The organism is Mediterraneibacter sp. 210702-DFI.3.120, from assembly GCF_020561005.1.
Classification (GTDB): Bacteria; Bacillota; Clostridia; order Lachnospirales; family Lachnospiraceae; genus Mediterraneibacter; species Mediterraneibacter faecis.
The window spans coordinates 1-16,392 of sequence record NZ_JAJCNG010000005.1 but is presented as its reverse complement, the minus strand read 5'-3'; the positions used below and the strand labels follow the sequence as shown (position 1 = coordinate 16,392).

The following is a 16,392-nucleotide window of genomic DNA, read 5'->3' as shown; positions in this document are numbered from 1 at the left end:
AATCAATCCTGAGCAGGAGACAGTTTGGCTGACGCAAAAACAAATGGAAGTGTTGTTTGATGTTAAGCACGCTACAGTAAGCGAACATATTTCAAATATTCTTGCTTCAGGAGAATTGGATGAGACTTCTGTCGGTTTTTCCGACAGAAGTACAGGGGGACGAAAACCCCCAATTTATAATTTGGATATGATTTTGTCTGTCGGATATCGAGTTAATTCTAAAAGAGGTATAGCTTTCAGAAAATGGGCAAATAATGTCCTTAAACAGTTTATTTTGCAAGGCTATGCAATCAATGAAAAGCGTCTTCAGGCGCTTAAGAAAACAGTTGATATTCAGTCAAGGATGCTTGCAGATGCACTTGATATAGAGGAGAAAGTGTAGCCTGCTTCATATTTTTATTAGTGCATTACATAAAAATACGCACATACGCATAAACAAGGAATGAATATTGAAACGTATTTTGTTTTATGACAGAATATCATTACTAAAAAAAGTGCAGATGCGGAAAATCCTTTTTGCTGTTTACAATCTTTAAGAGATATTTACTGGAGAATGGAGTTGGCTCTGATCATATTGTTGAAATTGCATTGGACGGTATAGAGAACGAGGAATTAAGAGATCCCAAGATGCGTTTTTGATTTCCAAGGCAAGCCGTTACGACATTAAGGGAGGGATTTGCATGAAAAGAAATTACTGGGCGTTATTAGTTTTTGCGTTAATAATAGTATTGCAGTGGATCGGATTAGGATTTCACGGTCAAATAAGGTTTATTTTTTTGATAATTATATTAGTTCTAATTGTTTTATTGGCAATATTATTACGGAAATAGTAAAAGTGAATAGCGAGGCGATTGTATGAAAAAGTTAATTGCATCAGCTTTGACATTAGTTTGTATTCTTACTTTGGCAAGGTGTGGAAAATCAGGTAGTGGTGACTACCCTGCAACTATAATGGTAAATGGTACTAACTACTATTCCACTGATCATGCTGTTCCTGTTGAAGTGGACGAGAGTGTTATTCAATATACTACTTCTTATGCAGAAAACGGCATACCTCAAAAAGATGGCGAAGCCAATTTCAACAGAGATTTAGGAACACCTTATGCAGTTATTGAGGATGACAGGGTAGTTGTCCTTATAGATAACGAGTGGATAGAGTTCAAAGCGAAGTAAGATATCTTCAAGTCTGATGAAGAGCGCGAAGCGTGAAAGAAAATACAGAAAGAGGCTAGATACTATCCTGAATTTCTATAAAAAATTGATTCAGTTAAGAAAAAAACTGCCGGTTATTGCAAATGGAACCATTCGGTTTTTAGATGAAGAAAGCGAAGGTGTGATCGGCTATGTAAGAGAATTAGAAGGAACAAAACTTGTTGTGCTGTGCAATTTATGTGAGGAAGAAAATAAAGTTGTATGGCAGAGTGAGTGGGATTCATATGAATTGTTGCTTGGAAATTACTCTGATGGAAAAGTAGATGGAACGTTGAGACCATACGAGTGCAAGGTGATGCGTTCCATCTAGAGAGTATAAATTATGTAGAGAAAGAATCAATTGAGGTTAGGATAAGAAATTCAACTTCAACTGAAATTAAACTGTATGAAGCGATTCCTGCGTCTTCTTCCCCTTGCAAAGAATAAATAACATGATTAAGAGAACAAGTGGAAAGATAAGACCTATCCCCATTCCAACACGGATATTATTATCAGAATTCTGGGTAACATAACCTACAATACCAGGTCCAATGCTGCCTCCCAAATCGCCGGCCATGGCGAGCAATGCAAACATTGCGGTTCCACCGGCCGGCATTTTTTTAGATGTAATACTAATCGTTCCAGGCCACATGATTCCAACCGAAAAACCACATACAATACAACCGGTTAACCCGATTACCGGATTCGATGATAAGGTGGTTAAAAGATAACAGATCACACAGAGGATTCCGGAACCTGTCATAAACTTCATCAAATCCATTTTTTCACCATATTTTCCAAAAATCAGGCGACTTATTCCCATTGTAATTGCAAACATGCAAGGTCCAATCAAATCCCCAAAAGTTTTAGAAAGTCCCAGTGCAGCTTCGGCATAGGCTGATGCCCATTGTGCCATAGCCAATTCAGATGCTCCTGAACAAATCATCAGGCAGATTGCCAGTCAGACAACAGGAGTTCGGAATAACTGTCTGACGCCCATTCCATTTCCGCCATTTACTAAATGTTCTATCGGACAAGTTGCGAAATTATATATATTAATCGCCGGAATAAGTGCCCACATGACTGCCAGCCATTTCCAACTATTCATCCCGAACAGGAAGAAAAATAAGCTCGAAATCAGTATGGTGGCTGCCGCACCCCAACAGTAAAAGGAGTGAAGTAGGCTCATAGTTGCTTCTTTATTTTTAAACGGGCATGCTTCGATGATAGGACTGCAGAGAACTTCGATCAATCCACTCCCCACAGCATAGATAATTACACTTAGAATAATTCCAGTAAAAGGATTCGGTAACAGATCAGGAAGAAATGCAAGTCCAACTAATCCGGCAGCAGCGCATATTTCAGAAGTTACGATACATACACGATAACCGATTCGATCTACAAACTTCGCACAAAATAAGTCGACTAAAAGCTGTGTGAAGAAAAAGAATGTAGATATTAAAGCAATGTTACCCAATGGAATATCATAATCATTGTGAAATTTTAAAAATAATAGTGGTGCGAAATTTGCGGATATCGCCTGAGTGACGAATCCCAGATAACATGCCACTTTTGTTTTTTGATAATCTTGCATAACAGAAAACTCCTTTGTTCTTTTTATACCGTATTATATATTAGATAACAAGAAAAAACATTGACTTATATTGCATAAATATTGTATTATATCGTAAATCCAATAAAAAGGTTGTTGTGAGGAAAGATATGGCACAAAATAAAATTGTAACAGATGAGAATTTAATGGAATCAGCAAAACATGGGACGGACAGTTATCCGTTTAAATGCTATTTTGAAAAGTTATCACAATTTGATTTTCATTGCATTGACTGGCATTGGCATACAGAATGGGAATTTGTATATGTTGAATCCGGAAACATGACGGTATGTGTTGGTGAATCGATGTTTTCACTATCAGAGGGAAATGGTATTTTTATAAATTCAAAGATTTTGCACAAATTTTATTCCAGTGATGAAACTGTCATCCCCAATTTCCTTTGTATGCCGTCCTTTCTTGCGCCGGAAAATAGTTTGATCTATCAAAAATATATTCAACCGATTGTTTCATCATCGTTGTCATACTTGATCTTAAACGGGGAGAATTTATGGCAAGGAGAGGCATTAGAAATTATGAAGCAAATATTTTCTGCACAGGATAGAGAAGGTGATGGTAAGTTGCTTACATCAGTTCTTATGCAGAAATTATGGCTGATCATTTATGAAAATATTGACAAAACGTGTATGGAAGAGCAAGTGGACGATTCCGGTTCAGTTCAGGCACGCTTGAAGCTTATGATGCAGTTTTTGCACCAGAATTATGCAGAAGATATTTCTTTGGAGGAAATTGCCTGTTATGCTAATATTAGTAAAAGTACGGTGTTGAATCTTTTTAATAGATTTTTACATATCACTCCGATTAATTATTTGATTGGTTACCGGCTGAAGAAGGCAGCATTGTTGATTAAAAATACAGAGAAAAAAATCAATACGATTTCTTACGAAACAGGGTTTCATAATGTAGATTATTTTTGTAGAGCATTTAAAAAGAGTTATAAAATGACTCCAACAGAATATCGGAAAAGTAAAAATTCAACAGTACAATAAAGTTAAAACAGAAGAGGAGAATGACATTATGATAATTAGAAAATATACAGAAAAAGATATTTCCGAGATGGTTCACATCTGGAATGAAGTAGTAGAAGATGGTGAAGCATTTCCACAGGAAGAGTTCCTGGATGATAAGACAGGGGCAGAATTCTTTGCATCACAGACTTATTGTGGTGTTGCAGATAACGATGGGGAAATTGTAGGACTTTACATTTTGCATCCGAATAACATCGGCCGCTGTGGCCACCTTGCAAATGCAAGTTATGCAGTGGATTCAACTTGCCGTGGAAAGCATATCGGTGAGAAACTCGTGAGTGACTGCCTTGTACAGGCAAAGCTGCATGATTTCAAAATCCTGCAGTTCAATGCAGTGGTAGAAAATAATGTTCACGCACGTCACTTGTACGAGAGATTAGGATTTGTGCAGATTGGAACTGTACCGAATGGATTCCGTATGAAAGATGGGACATATCAGAATATTTGTTTGTATTATAAGGAAGTGTAATAATAAACAAATATTGACAATATAAAGATGCGAGGAAAACGAAATGAACATACAGATTTTTGGAACTAAGAAATGCAATAACACCAAGAAAGCAGAGCGGTTTTTCAAAGAACGTGGAATCAAATTTCAGTTCATTGATATGAAAGAAAAAGGTATGAGTAAGGGTGAATTCAATTCAGTTGCTCAGGTGAATGGTGGATTAGAAAATATGATCAACTGGGAAGGAAAAGACAAAGATCTTCTTGCTCTCATTAAGTATATTGCAGATGAAGATAAGCTGGAAAAGGTGCTTGAAAATCCGCAGGTGATTAAAACGCCGGTTGTAAGAAATGGAAAACAATCAACATTAGGGTATCAGCCGGATGTCTGGAAAGCGTGGAAATAGGAAAAGTAAAGGATAAATTATTATGATTTATATAGTAAAGAGAATCGATGAAGATTTAGATTTTGGTTGCGAAGAACGAGCCAAAGACGCTCCGGTTATGGCAGTGGTTACACTTGTAGATTCATCCGGAGAAGAATTGAGGGTGAAAGCAGAGGATGCCCTGCTTTATAAAAACAATATCAATGAAGGAGACAAGGTTTGTTTCGATAAAAATGATCCGGATTCCGTTATTAGCCATATATAGATGGAAAGTGTGGAAATGATGATGTAAATATTTGTTGATGCAGACGCCTGTCCAGTGGTTAGCATAGTTAAAAAATGCAAAAAAGCAGTTGCAGATCTGGGGCGTATTCTTTTAGTGCATAAGCATCAAAATAGTGTTATAATCACAAAAGCGCCTGGGAAAAATGGACGCAGAAAATTATATTTATCACAAGGAGGCAATCACGATGGATTTCTACAAGAGAGCACTTGAATTAAAAGACGAAACAGTAGCAGACAGAAGATACATTCATCAGAATGCAGAGACAGGACTTGAGCTTCCGAAGACGAAAGCTTATGTGATGGATAAGTTGAAAGAGTATGGTCTGGATCCGGTTGAATGCGGGGAGGGAGTTACGGCAACGCTTGGAAATGGCGGTAGGGTTCTTCTCCTGCGTGCAGATATGGATGGACTTCCGATGCCAGAGGAAAGTGGTGAAGCATTTGCCTGTCCAACAGGAAAAACAGCACATACTTGTGGACATGATTTTCATGCAGCAATGCTTTTGAGTGCGGCAAGAATCTTAAAAGAACAGGAAAGCAAGTTGAAAGGAACTGTGAAATTCATGTTCCAGCCGGCGGAAGAGACATTTCAGGGAAGTAAGAATATGATTGAACATGGGATTCTTGAGAATCCGAAGGTAGATGCAGCACTTGCGTATCATGTATCTCCGGGAAAGATGCCGGTCGGACTTTTTATGTATAATGATAAAGGTACAATGATGTATTCTGTTGATGGATTTAAAATCACGGTCAAAGGGAAAGGTTCTCACGGAGCCTATCCTCATGCGGGTGTGGATCCGATTAATATCGGAGTACACATTCATCTTGCATTGCAGGAGTTGATTGCAAGAGAGACTGATCCGGCGCACGCATGCGTTCTGACAATTGGACAGTTTAAGGCCGGCGAGGCGGCAAATATCATCCCGGAGACAGCAGTTCTTCAGGGAACGATCCGTACAAACAATACGAAAGAGCGAGAACTTCTTGTTCGCCGAATGAAAGAAGTGGCAGAGAAGACTGCAGATGTATATAATGGAAGTGTGGAAATCGAGATGATCTCCGAAGTTCCACCGCTGATCTGCAATCCGGCGTTGACGGACGATATGATTGGATATATGAAAGAGATGGATATTCCGGGCCTTACTCCAGTTCCGGATGTGAGTGCAAGTGCATCGGAAGATTTTGCAGTGATCGCAGAGAGAGTTCCGAGTACATTTATGTATCTCTCAGCAGGGTATATGGATGAGCGTGGAACTTATCCGGCACACAATCCGAAGGTGCAGTTTAATGAAGATGTCTGCCCGATCGGTGTGGCATGTCTGGCACAGTGTGCGGTGAAATGGCTGGAGAGTCATCAGGAATAAGAATACGATTGGAGAGCGATATGAGCATATTAAATGTAGAACACCTGACACATGGATTTGGAGACCGTGCAATCTTCAATGATGTGTCATTCCGACTTTTGAAAGGAGAGCACATTGGTCTTGTCGGGGCCAACGGAGAAGGAAAATCCACCTTTATGAGTATTGTTACAGGGAAAATGTTACCGGATGAAGGGAAGGTTGAGTGGTCAAAGAATGTGCATGCAGGTTATCTGGATCAGCATGCAGTTCTTGAGAAAGGAATGACGATCCGTCAGGCTCTGAAATCCGCATTTGATCCACTCCTTCAGAAGGAGCAGAGAATGAATGAAATCTGTGATATGCTTGGAACAGCAGATGAGGAAGAAATGAATGCGTTGATGGAAGAACTTGGTACGATCCAGGATGAACTGACACTGCATGATTTCTATACGATTGATGCGAAGGTAGAAGAGGTTGCGCGTGCACTTGGATTACTTGATCTTGGATTGGACAGAGATGTGACAGACTTAAGTGGTGGACAGAGAACGAAAGTGCTTCTTGCGAAACTTCTCCTTGAGAAGCCGGATATCCTGCTTCTTGACGAGCCGACAAACTATCTGGATGAGGAGCATATTGCATGGCTGAAGCGTTATCTTCTGGACTATGAGAATGCATTTATCCTTATTTCACATGATATTCCGTTCTTAAATGAAGTCGTGAATATTATTTATCATATGGAAAATCAGGAATTGAACCGTTATGTGGGCGATTATGATCATTTCCAGGAAGTTTATGCAGTGAAGAAAGCTCAGCTTGAAGCGGCTTACCGTCGTCAGCAGCAGGAAATCAGCGAGCTGAAGGACTTTGTTGCAAGAAATAAAGCTCGTGTGTCTACAAGAAATATGGCGATGTCCCGTCAGAAAAAGCTGGATAAGATGGATGTGATCGAGCTTGCGGCAGAAAGACCAAAGCCGGAATTCCATTTCAAATATGGAAGAACTCCTGGTAAGATGCTTTTTGAGACGAAGGATCTTGTGACAGGATATGATGAACCATTATCTAAACCGTTGAATTTCTCTATGGAACGTGGACAGAAAATCGCACTTGTTGGAACAAATGGAATTGGAAAAACCACATTGCTGAAGAGTATTCTTGGATTGATTCCTTCTTTATCAGGAAGTGTTGAACTTGGTGATAACCTTGAACTTGGTTATTTTGAGCAGGAAGTAAAAGGAGAAAACCGTAATAGTTGTATTGAGGAACTGTGGCAGGAATTTCCTTCTTATACACAGTATCAGGTGCGTTCCGCGCTTGCAAAATGCGGACTTACAACGAAGCATATCGAAAGTCAGGTGCGTGTACTCAGCGGTGGAGAGCAGGCAAAGGTGCGTCTCTGTAAGTTGTTAAACAGAGATACGAATTTCCTTCTCCTTGACGAGCCGACAAATCATCTTGATGTGGATGCAAAGGATTCTCTCAAGCAGGCATTACAGGAGTACAAGGGAAGTATCCTTCTGATCTGTCACGAACCTGAATTTTATCAGGACGTGGTTGATGAAGTGTGGGATATGAGCCAGTGGACAACAAAAGTATTCTAAAAATTGCACAAATAGAGCTGCATGTGAATTATGCAATAATCACGAAAATGTTTGAAAATTTAAAAATCTCTTAAAATAATACTGAAAAAATGTTATACTACACACGTAGAGTCTGTTATAAAAAGGGCAGTACATTGTGGACAACAACAGTGTAAATAAAAAGAACAGGAGGTTTTGAAAATGCTCAGCAGAGGAGACGCAGTTGTATATAAGTGCAGAGGAGTGTACAAGGTAGAAGAAGTAGGAAAACTGGATTTTTCATTTGTGGATGGCAAGAAAGATTATTATACATTACAATCCATAGACAATCAGAGAGATAAGGCGTATGTTCCGATTGATGATGAGAAGAACATCCGTCGTCCGGTAAGTGAGCAGAAAGCGAAGGAACTGCTGGATAATCTTGCAGAGGTTGGTATACTGAATGTAAAGAATGAAAAGTACAGAGAACAGGAATACAAGGATTGTATCTCAAGCTTCTGTCCTGAAAACTGGGTCAAAGTGCTGAAGACATTGTATAGCCGAACAAAACGAAGAGGCAGCATGACAAGCATGGATAAGAAATATCAGATGCTTCTGGAACATGCGCTTTCAAGTGAAATGAATTATGTTCTTGGAATTCCGGCAGGTGAGATGACAGAACTGATCAAAAAGAGTGAATAGTTACTAGAATTTAATAGAAAGAGGTCCGAAGCTACGGAAAATCAGGATTTTTCATTCAATAGCTGCCGGGCCCGGACTTGCGAAAAAAGCATGTGCATGATATACTTCTCCTGAATCTATTATTTTAGGAGAAGTTTTTCGTTTTTTTCTAGTAGATTGTCAAGAAAGCGAACGTACCGAAAGGAGAACAACAATGAAGATGCTGTCGATTGAGCAGGAACTTAAGAGTAACTCTTATCCAGGAAGAGGAATTATTATTGGTAAAAGCCCGGATGGAAAGAAGGCTGTCACTGCCTATTTTATTATGGGACGCAGTGAGAACAGTAGAAACCGTGTGTTTGTAGAGGACGGAGAGGGAATCCGCACACAGGCATTTGATCCATCGAAGCTTACAGACCCAAGTCTGATTATTTACGCACCGGTCAGAGTATTGGGGAATAAGACGATCGTAACAAACGGAGATCAGACAGATACGATTTATGAAGGAATGGATAAGCAGCTTACTTTTGAGCAGTCTCTTCGTTCTAGAGAATTCGAGCCGGATGGTCCGAACTACACACCACGTATTTCTGGTGTGATGCATATTGAGAATGGCAATTTCAATTATGCAATGTCAATCCTGAAGAGCAATAACGGAAACCCGGACAGTTGCAACAGATATACTTTTGCATACGAGAATCCGGCAGCCGGTGAAGCTCATTTTATTCACACTTATATGCATGATGGCAACCCGCTTCCAAGCTTTGAGGGAGAACCGAAGTTGGTAGAGGTGCTGGACAACATGGAAGAGTTTGCAGACCTTCTGTGGAACAGCCTGAATGAGGAAAATAAAGTGTCATTATTTGTCCGTTACATTGATATCGAGACAGGTAACTATGAGACAAAGATCGTGAATAAGAACAAATAAGGAGCGTAAAGACAGATGAAAGAATTAGAATTGAAATACGGATGTAACCCAAACCAGAAACCTTCAAGAATTTACATGAACGATGACAGAGAGCTTCCAATCAAGGTGCTCAGCGGACGTCCAGGATATATTAACTTCCTGGATGCGTTCAATGGATGGCAGTTGGTATCAGAACTGAAGAAAGCAACAGGACTTCCGGCTGCAACTTCATTCAAGCATGTATCACCGGCCGGAGCGGCTGTTGGTCTTCCACTGTCAGAGACACTGGCGAAGATTTACTGGGTAGATGATCTTGGAGAACTTTCTCCACTTGCATGTGCTTATGCAAGAGCGCGTGGCGCAGACCGTATGTCTTCTTTCGGTGACTTTATTTCTCTGTCTGACGTCTGTGACGTTGATACAGCGCGCCTGATCAAGAGAGAGGTATCTGATGGAGTGATCGCACCGGGATATGAGCCGGAAGCACTTGAACTTCTGAAACAGAAGAAAAAAGGAAATTACAATATTATTCAGATCGATCCGGATTATGTGCCTGCACCGTTAGAGCACAAGGAAGTATTCGGAATTACATTTGAGCAGGGAAGAAATGAACTGAATATCGATAAAGATTTCTTCTCAAATGTTGTGACAGATGTGAAAGAGATCCCGGATGCAGCGAAGATCGACCTTGCTATTTCCATGATTACACTGAAATATACACAGTCTAACTCTGTATGTTATGTAAAAGATGGACAGGCAATCGGAATCGGTGCCGGACAGCAGTCAAGAATCCACTGTACACGTCTTGCCGGACAGAAGGCAGATAACTGGTGGTTACGTCAGAATCCGAAGGTACTTGGACTTCAGTTCAAGGATGGAATCGGACGTGCAGACAGAGATAATGCGATCGATCTTTACATCGGAGAGGAATATATGGATGTTCTCGCAGATGGTGTCTGGGAGAATACATTTAAGGTAAAACCGGAAGTATTTACAAGAGAAGAGAAGAGAGCATGGCTGGACCAGCTGACAGGTGTTGCGCTTGGTTCTGATGCATTCTTCCCATTCGGTGATAATATTGAGCGTGCACATAAGAGTGGTGTAACTTATATTGCACAGCCAGGTGGATCTGTGCGTGATGATAATGTAATTGCTACATGTAACAAATACGGCATGGCAATGGCATTTACAGGAATCCGTCTGTTCCATCATTAGAAACTTAAGATAAGATGATAAAAGAACCGGGACTTTTGGTGAAGAACCGGCGGTATAGAAAGGCTGAAATATTATGGTAATAGAGACAAGAAGCCCGGAAGAGACATTTGCAGTCGGTAAAAGTCTTGGTGAAAAAGCATTCCCAGGTCAGGTGTTAACCCTGACCGGGGATCTTGGAGTTGGGAAAACGGTCTTTACTCAGGGACTCGCAGAAGGACTTGGGATTGAAGAACCGGTGAATAGTCCGACATTTACCATCGTTCAGGTTTATGAAGAAGGGCGTCTGCCCTTCTACCATTTTGATGTCTACAGAATCGGTGACATTGAAGAGATGGACGAGGTGGGATTTGAAGAATACGTGATGGGAGAAGGTGTCTCACTGATCGAGTGGGCGAATCTGATAGAAGAGATTCTTCCGGAACGTCGGACAAATATTCTGATCGAGAAGGATCTGACACAGGGATTTGATTATCGTCGGATCACAATCGAGGAACAATAACGATAAAAAATTAGAAGAATGGAACAAAGAGAAGGCTGTTGATACAGAGAACATTCTTACAGCAGCTGACAGAGGAAGGAAGCAAGACCATGAGAGTATTGGCGATAGACAGCTCAGGACTGACAGCAACGGTTGCAGTCGTTGAGGATGAACAGACAATTGCGGAGTATACCGTGAATTATAAGAAGACACATTCGCAGACACTTCTGCCGATGATTGATGAGGTAAAGAAGATGATCGATCTGGATTTGTCCAGCATTGATGCCATTGCTGTGTCAGGAGGACCGGGCTCTTTTACCGGGCTTAGAATCGGATCTGCTACTGCGAAAGGACTGGGACTTGCTCTTGGAAAACCTCTGATCCATGTTCCAACAGTGGATGCACTGGCCTATAATGTTTATGGATGTGGCGACTTGATCTGCCCAATCATGGATGCCAGAAGAAAACAGGTTTATACAGGATTGTATTCATTTTCACATGAAGTGAAAGATGGAACACATCTGACAGAGGCAGCATTTCATGTGGAAGAACAGCAGATGGCGATTGCAGTAGAAGAGTTGATCGGTAAGCTGAATGCGTATAAACGTCCGGTTGTATTTTTGGGAGACGGAGTACCAGTGTATCGTCAGATGCTTGAAGAGGGACTTGAAGTCCCGTATTCATTTGCCCCATCATACATGAACCGTCAGAGAGCGGCTGTAGTAGGAGCACTTGGTATTGCGTATTATTATGCAGGAAAATATGAGACAGCAAAGGCGCATAAGCCGGATTATCTGCGTGTGTCTCAGGCAGAGCGCGAACGTGCGCAGCGTGAAAAGGAAGCAAAGACAGAAGTGCGTGAGATGACGATTGAAGACGGTGCTGTAGTTGCTGAGATTGAGCACCAGTCATTTTCTGATGCCTGGAGCGAGAAGGCGATTCTAGAGACGCTGGAACAGAACAATAGTGTCTGCTTTGTTGCGGAAAAAGCAGGGAAAAGAGTAGGATATCTGCTTGGTTATACTGCAGTTGATGAAGTGGAGATTGCAAGAATCGCAGTGATTGATGAGATGAAACGTCAGGGAGTTGGTCATGCATTAATGCTAGCTTTGAAGGCGTGGAGTAAAGAGCATCAGATTGCAAAGGTTCTGTTGGATGTAAGAGAAAGTAATCAGGCAGCAGGAGCATTTTATGCGAGAGAAGGATTCATAAATGATGGAGTCCGCAAAGCATTCTATCAGGATCCGAAGGAAGATGCAGTACTGATGAGTCTGGAAATAGATAAATAACCAGCAGTTTCCAGTGGAAATTGCGAAAACTGTTTTGTATAATTGAGGCGTAACAAAGGAAGAAAACAGGAATATTCCGTTTTTGTAAATTACAATGATGAGTAACAACATAATTGCTGCTCACAGGAGGAAAACGTATGCGCCAGTATCAGTTGAAAGAAACAAAAGAAATTACGAAAATTATTTGTAACCGGTGTGGAAAAGAAACAAAAGTTGTGAGTGGGATTCCGAAAAGAGAGATGCTTCATGTAGAGCATACCTGGGGCTATTTTTCTGGAAAAGATGGAGAAAGCTGCAGTTTTGATCTGTGCGAGGAGTGTTTTGATGAAATTACAAAGGGGTTCCTCATTCCAACCGAATGTAAAGATGAATGAAAGAGTCTGGTTTGCAGTTTCGGGCAAACCGTAATGGACAAGAAGATAGAGGAATATTATGTTAGATGTATGTTTGCTTGGAAGTGGTGGGATGATGCCGCTTCCTTATCGTTTCCTTACTTCCTTAATGACAAGGTTTAACGGAAGCAGTCTGATGATTGACTGCGGAGAAGGAACACAGGTAGCTGTAAAAGAGAAGGGCTGGAGTTTTAAACCAATCGATGTGATCTGTTTTACTCATTATCATGGGGATCATATCAGTGGACTTCCGGGTCTTCTACTTACAATGGGAAATGCAGACCGTAGGGAACCGTTGACACTGATCGGACCGAAAGGTCTTGAAAGGGTTGTCAGTTGCCTGCGCGTAATTGCGCCGGAACTGCCATTTCCAATCATTTATCAGGAGATTCAGGGAGCGGAGCAGACATTTGAGTTAAATGGATACCGGTTGAAAGCATTTCGTGTGAACCATAATGTACTTTGCTATGGTTATACGATTGAAATTGACCGCGCCGGTAAGTTTGATGTGGAGCGTGCCCGTGCAAATGAGATTCCGCAGAAATACTGGAGTCGCTTACAGAACGGAGAAACTGTAGAAAGTGAAATGGGAATTTTGACACCGGATATGGTGCTCGGTCCACAGAGAAAAGGAATTAAGCTGACTTATACAACAGATACAAGGCCGACAGATTCGATTCGTGAGAATGCGAAAGATTCTGATCTTTTCATCTGTGAAGGCATGTATGGAGAGAAAGAGAAAGCAGCGAAGGCAGTAGAGTATAAGCATATGACATTTTATGAAGCGGCGGAACTGGCGAAAGAAGCGAATGTTGGCGAGATGTGGCTGACACATTATAGCCCGTCACTTACAAAGCCGGAACATTATATGAATGATGTGAAAAAGATATTCCCTCGGGCGAAAGCTGGAAAGGATGGAATGTCTGTTGATCTGATGTTTGAAGATTGAGAGGGATAGAAAATGAGTGAAAGCAAAGAGATTAATATACTGGCGATCGAAAGTTCCTGTGATGAGACAGCGGCAGCAGTAGTACGAAACGGGCGAGAAGTGCGCTCAAATATCATTTCTTCTCAGATTGATCTGCACAAATTATACGGTGGTGTTGTGCCGGAAATTGCATCAAGAAAGCATATTGAGAAGATTAATCAGGTGATTGAAGAGGCGCTTAGTGAAGCAGGGACAACATTAGATGAGATTGACGCAATCGGTGTAACTTATGGACCGGGGCTTGTAGGAGCCCTGCTTGTTGGCGTGGCTGAAGCAAAAGCAATCGCATGGGCAAAAGATATTCCACTGGTTGGAGTGCATCATATTGAGGGACATATTTCTGCAAATTATATCGAACATCCGGATCTTGAACCACCGTTTGTATGCCTTGTTGCATCTGGTGGACACACACATCTTGTGTGCGTGAAAGAATATGGAAAATATGAGATCCTCGGAAGAACCAGAGATGATGCAGCGGGTGAAGCTTATGATAAAGTGGCTCGTGCAATCGGACTCGGTTATCCGGGCGGTCCAAAGATTGACCGTATTTCCAAAGAGGGGAATCCGGATGCAATCCAGTTCCCAAAGGCAAAGGTAAATGATGCAGAGTATGATTTTAGTTTCAGTGGACTGAAATCAGCGGTATTGAATTATATTAATGGCTGTAAGATGAAAGGTGAGACATTTGATCCTGCAGATCTTGCGGCATCTTTCCAGAAGGCAGTAGTAGAAGTTCTTGTGGGTAATTCAATGCGTGCGGCAGAAAAACTCGGCATGAAGAAATTCGCGATCGCGGGAGGAGTTGCGTCTAATTCAGCGCTTCGTGAAGCGATGGAAGAAGCCTGTGAAAAACGTGGAATGAAATTCTACCGTCCGTCACCGATTTACTGTACAGATAATGCGGCAATGATCGGAGCGGCGGCTTATTATGAATACCTTGCCGGAACTCGTTCGGGATGGGATTTGAATGCTGTACCGAACCTGAAGCTTGGAGAGAGATAGAAATATTTTGTGTATCGAGGCATGATTTTGTCATATGGTATAGGTACCGTGAGTATGAATGGAATAAGTGGGAAACGAAAAGTTATCCACACGATTCTTTAAATTGTAATTAGATATGAACAGGATTTTGTGATGAGTTGTGAATAACTTTGCAAAATCCTGTATTTAATGTGAATAACAGGAGAGAAAAATGGAGAAGAAATATTGTACAGCGGTTGTTCTTGCTGGCGGAAGTGGAAAAAGAATGGGGACAAAAGTTCATAAACAGTACTTGATGCTGAAAGGTTATCCTGTACTTTATTATTCTCTGAAAGCATTTCAGGATTCCTCATGGATTGATGAAATCGTTCTTGTCAGCGGTACAGGTGAAGAAGAATATTGTCAAAAAGAAATCGTAGAAAAATATGGTTTTTCAAAAGTACGCAAAATTGTATCTGGAGGAGCAGAGCGATATAATTCTGTTTGGAATGGTCTTCAGCAAATAACAGAAGAAGATGGGTTCGTATATATTCATGACGGGGCGAGACCTTTTGTGGATGATACTATGATTGAACGCGCCTATTCTTGCGTGGAAGAAACAAATGCATGTGTTGCCGGCATGCCTGTAAAGGATACAATCAAAGTTGTGGACGAAAAGAATTATGTGAAAGGCACACCGGAGCGAAAAACACTCTGGCTTGTTCAGACACCACAGGTTTTTAATATCCAGCTGATCAAAGAAGCTTATCAGAAATTAATCAACGAGAAAATCGAAAATGCGACAGATGATGCGATGGTAGTCGAGCAGATGATGGGACATACTGTTAAATTATATCCCGGAGCATATGAAAATATAAAAATCACAACACCGGAAGATCTTCTTGTGGCGGAAGCGTTTCTGTAGGAATATACAAGGGAATTCAAGAAAAGAGGGGGATTTTCCGATGTTGTAAAGTGTGGAAAAAGCCCCAAAAATCAAGGAAAACAAAGAAAGTTAAAAAAATGTGAAAAAAATGAAAAAAAGGTGTTGACATTTAGGTCCACCTTATGATAAGATTATCAGCGTCGCAAGTGAAACGACAACAACTTAATAAGAATTGCTAATCGGCAATGATTAGGTATTATGGAGAGGTATCGAAGTGGTCATAACGAGGCGGTCTTGAAAACCGTTTGTCCGAAAGGGCGCGTGGGTTCGAATCCCACCCTCTCCGTTTTTTATGGAGAAGTACCCAAGCTGGCCGAAGGGGCTCCCCTGGAAAGGGAGTAGGTCGTTAGTAGCGGCGCGAGGGTTCAAATCCCTCCTTCTCCGTTTGTTTTATGAAAACTCATAAAACTTTTTAAAAAAGTTCTTGACAAACAAAAACAGCTATGTTAATATAAAAAAGCTGTCGCTTGAAAAGAACGACACAAACAAAGAACCTTGATAACTGAACAATAGACAACAACAACCCTTGAAAATTTCTTTAAGAGAAGATTTTTAAGAACGGTTTTTAACAAACCAAAACAACAGTAAAAAGGGAAGAATTAGCTAGTTAGTTGATTCTGAACTGGATACAAACACTTTTAACGAGAGTTTGATCCTGGCTCAGGATGAA

Annotated in this window: 18 protein-coding genes, 2 tRNA genes and 2 pseudogenes; 21 read left to right on the top strand and 1 reads right to left on the bottom strand. The window is 41.0% G+C overall.

The genetic code is table 11. The features are described 5' to 3' along the window. The first annotated feature begins 43 nt into the window (after positions 1–43). From rhuM to LI162_RS04125, 4 genes and pseudogenes are all read left to right on the top strand, one after another. Positions 44–382 carry a RhuM family protein gene (rhuM, locus tag LI162_RS04140; protein WP_226865674.1) on the top strand — a complete coding sequence of 113 codons (339 nt, stop codon included), beginning with the start codon at positions 44–46 and terminating at the stop codon, positions 380–382. Between the two features lie 116 nt (positions 383–498). Further along, positions 499–636, top strand: a pseudogene (locus LI162_RS15880) (ATP-binding protein); the annotation flags it as partial. A gap of 219 nt (positions 637–855) precedes the next feature. Continuing rightward, a complete protein-coding gene (locus LI162_RS04130; RefSeq protein WP_155204302.1) occupies positions 856–1,173 on the top strand; it encodes a hypothetical protein in 318 nt (105 codons plus the stop codon). Between the two features lie 85 nt (positions 1,174–1,258). Then, positions 1,259–1,522 carry an alpha-glucosidase C-terminal domain-containing protein gene (locus LI162_RS04125; protein ID WP_227155808.1) on the top strand — a complete coding sequence of 88 codons (264 nt, stop codon included), beginning with the start codon at positions 1,259–1,261 and terminating at the stop codon, positions 1,520–1,522. Positions 1,523–1,588: 66 nt separating this feature from the next. Here the strand turns inward: LI162_RS04125 and LI162_RS04120 are convergent. Then, a pseudogene (locus LI162_RS04120) lies at positions 1,589–2,785 on the bottom strand (MFS transporter). Positions 2,786–2,913: 128 nt separating this feature from the next. Here LI162_RS04120 and LI162_RS04115 point away from each other — a divergent pair. The 17 genes from LI162_RS04115 to LI162_RS04035 all read left to right on the top strand — a co-directional run bounded on the left by LI162_RS04115 (position 2,914) and on the right by LI162_RS04035 (position 16,106). Then, on the top strand, positions 2,914–3,810 hold the full coding sequence (locus LI162_RS04115) for an AraC family transcriptional regulator (RefSeq protein WP_227155807.1): 897 nt from the start codon (positions 2,914–2,916) through the stop codon (positions 3,808–3,810). Between the two features lie 28 nt (positions 3,811–3,838). Beyond that, positions 3,839–4,318: a GNAT family N-acetyltransferase gene (locus tag LI162_RS04110; protein WP_195942932.1), complete on the top strand. Its 480-nt coding sequence runs from the start codon at positions 3,839–3,841 to the stop codon at positions 4,316–4,318. Between the two features lie 43 nt (positions 4,319–4,361). Continuing rightward, on the top strand, positions 4,362–4,703 hold the full coding sequence (locus tag LI162_RS04105; protein WP_015529900.1) for an arsenate reductase family protein: 342 nt from the start codon (positions 4,362–4,364) through the stop codon (positions 4,701–4,703). Between the two features lie 22 nt (positions 4,704–4,725). Further along, complete coding sequence (locus LI162_RS04100) at positions 4,726–4,947, top strand: hypothetical protein (RefSeq protein WP_118175698.1); 222 nt, start codon at positions 4,726–4,728, stop codon at positions 4,945–4,947. A 205-nt stretch (positions 4,948–5,152) separates the two neighbouring features. Then, on the top strand, positions 5,153–6,331 hold the full coding sequence (locus LI162_RS04095) for a M20 family metallopeptidase (RefSeq protein WP_227155805.1): 1,179 nt from the start codon (positions 5,153–5,155) through the stop codon (positions 6,329–6,331). 20 nt (positions 6,332–6,351) lie between these two features. Beyond that, entirely contained in the window at positions 6,352–7,908 is a 1,557-nt protein-coding gene (locus tag LI162_RS04090; RefSeq protein WP_020435979.1) for an ABC-F family ATP-binding cassette domain-containing protein, read from the top strand. Between the two features lie 180 nt (positions 7,909–8,088). After that, entirely contained in the window at positions 8,089–8,568 is a 480-nt protein-coding gene (locus tag LI162_RS04085; protein ID WP_117916040.1) for a CarD family transcriptional regulator, read from the top strand. 193 nt (positions 8,569–8,761) lie between these two features. Further along, complete coding sequence (locus tag LI162_RS04080) at positions 8,762–9,475, top strand: IMP cyclohydrolase (protein ID WP_054753425.1); 714 nt, start codon at positions 8,762–8,764, stop codon at positions 9,473–9,475. Between the two features lie 15 nt (positions 9,476–9,490). Further along, positions 9,491–10,669, top strand: a complete 1,179-nt coding sequence (locus LI162_RS04075) for a phosphoribosylaminoimidazolecarboxamide formyltransferase (RefSeq protein ID WP_055166697.1) — start codon at positions 9,491–9,493, stop codon at positions 10,667–10,669. 73 nt (positions 10,670–10,742) lie between these two features. Then, positions 10,743–11,168, top strand: a complete 426-nt coding sequence (tsaE, locus tag LI162_RS04070) for a tRNA (adenosine(37)-N6)-threonylcarbamoyltransferase complex ATPase subunit type 1 TsaE (protein WP_015529907.1) — start codon at positions 10,743–10,745, stop codon at positions 11,166–11,168. A gap of 89 nt (positions 11,169–11,257) precedes the next feature. Further along, positions 11,258–12,436, top strand: a complete 1,179-nt coding sequence (gene tsaB / locus LI162_RS04065) for a tRNA (adenosine(37)-N6)-threonylcarbamoyltransferase complex dimerization subunit type 1 TsaB (protein ID WP_055148813.1) — start codon at positions 11,258–11,260, stop codon at positions 12,434–12,436. A gap of 137 nt (positions 12,437–12,573) precedes the next feature. After that, positions 12,574–12,810 (top strand): hypothetical protein, encoded by a 237-nt coding sequence (locus LI162_RS04060; RefSeq protein WP_015529908.1) that lies wholly within the window; start codon positions 12,574–12,576, stop codon positions 12,808–12,810. 58 nt (positions 12,811–12,868) lie between these two features. Next, positions 12,869–13,777 (top strand): ribonuclease Z, encoded by a 909-nt coding sequence (locus tag LI162_RS04055; RefSeq protein WP_020435984.1) that lies wholly within the window; start codon positions 12,869–12,871, stop codon positions 13,775–13,777. A 12-nt stretch (positions 13,778–13,789) separates the two neighbouring features. Next, the gene (tsaD, locus tag LI162_RS04050) at positions 13,790–14,818 is read left to right on the top strand and encodes a tRNA (adenosine(37)-N6)-threonylcarbamoyltransferase complex transferase subunit TsaD (RefSeq protein WP_227155803.1); all 1,029 of its coding nucleotides are present in this window, start codon (positions 13,790–13,792) and stop codon (positions 14,816–14,818) included. A 190-nt stretch (positions 14,819–15,008) separates the two neighbouring features. After that, entirely contained in the window at positions 15,009–15,701 is a 693-nt protein-coding gene (ispD, locus tag LI162_RS04045; RefSeq protein ID WP_055148809.1) for a 2-C-methyl-D-erythritol 4-phosphate cytidylyltransferase, read from the top strand. A 221-nt stretch (positions 15,702–15,922) separates the two neighbouring features. After that, positions 15,923–16,008, top strand: a tRNA-Ser gene (locus LI162_RS04040). An 8-nt stretch (positions 16,009–16,016) separates the two neighbouring features. Further along, positions 16,017–16,106: transfer RNA gene (locus LI162_RS04035), tRNA-Ser, on the top strand. The last annotated feature ends 286 nt before the right edge of the window (positions 16,107–16,392 follow it).

Excerpts from the sequence above, each read along its gene's own strand:
- rhuM (WP_226865674.1), top strand. The coding sequence starts at position 44 with ATGGAAGTGTTGTTTGATGTTAAGCACGCTACAGTAAGCGAACATATT.
- LI162_RS04130 (WP_155204302.1), top strand. The coding sequence starts at position 856 with ATGAAAAAGTTAATTGCATCAGCTTTGACATTAGTTTGTATTCTTACT.
- LI162_RS04115 (WP_227155807.1), top strand. The coding sequence starts at position 2,914 with ATGGCACAAAATAAAATTGTAACAGATGAGAATTTAATGGAATCAGCA.
- LI162_RS04110 (WP_195942932.1), top strand. The coding sequence starts at position 3,839 with ATGATAATTAGAAAATATACAGAAAAAGATATTTCCGAGATGGTTCAC.
- LI162_RS04105 (WP_015529900.1), top strand. The coding sequence starts at position 4,362 with ATGAACATACAGATTTTTGGAACTAAGAAATGCAATAACACCAAGAAA.
- LI162_RS04100 (WP_118175698.1), top strand. The coding sequence starts at position 4,726 with ATGATTTATATAGTAAAGAGAATCGATGAAGATTTAGATTTTGGTTGC.
- LI162_RS04095 (WP_227155805.1), top strand. The coding sequence starts at position 5,153 with ATGGATTTCTACAAGAGAGCACTTGAATTAAAAGACGAAACAGTAGCA.
- LI162_RS04090 (WP_020435979.1), top strand. The coding sequence starts at position 6,352 with ATGAGCATATTAAATGTAGAACACCTGACACATGGATTTGGAGACCGT.
- LI162_RS04085 (WP_117916040.1), top strand. The coding sequence starts at position 8,089 with ATGCTCAGCAGAGGAGACGCAGTTGTATATAAGTGCAGAGGAGTGTAC.
- LI162_RS04080 (WP_054753425.1), top strand. The coding sequence starts at position 8,762 with ATGAAGATGCTGTCGATTGAGCAGGAACTTAAGAGTAACTCTTATCCA.
- LI162_RS04075 (WP_055166697.1), top strand. The coding sequence starts at position 9,491 with ATGAAAGAATTAGAATTGAAATACGGATGTAACCCAAACCAGAAACCT.
- tsaE (WP_015529907.1), top strand. The coding sequence starts at position 10,743 with ATGGTAATAGAGACAAGAAGCCCGGAAGAGACATTTGCAGTCGGTAAA.
- tsaB (WP_055148813.1), top strand. The coding sequence starts at position 11,258 with ATGAGAGTATTGGCGATAGACAGCTCAGGACTGACAGCAACGGTTGCA.
- LI162_RS04060 (WP_015529908.1), top strand. The coding sequence starts at position 12,574 with ATGCGCCAGTATCAGTTGAAAGAAACAAAAGAAATTACGAAAATTATT.
- LI162_RS04055 (WP_020435984.1), top strand. The coding sequence starts at position 12,869 with ATGTTAGATGTATGTTTGCTTGGAAGTGGTGGGATGATGCCGCTTCCT.
- tsaD (WP_227155803.1), top strand. The coding sequence starts at position 13,790 with ATGAGTGAAAGCAAAGAGATTAATATACTGGCGATCGAAAGTTCCTGT.
- ispD (WP_055148809.1), top strand. The coding sequence starts at position 15,009 with ATGGAGAAGAAATATTGTACAGCGGTTGTTCTTGCTGGCGGAAGTGGA.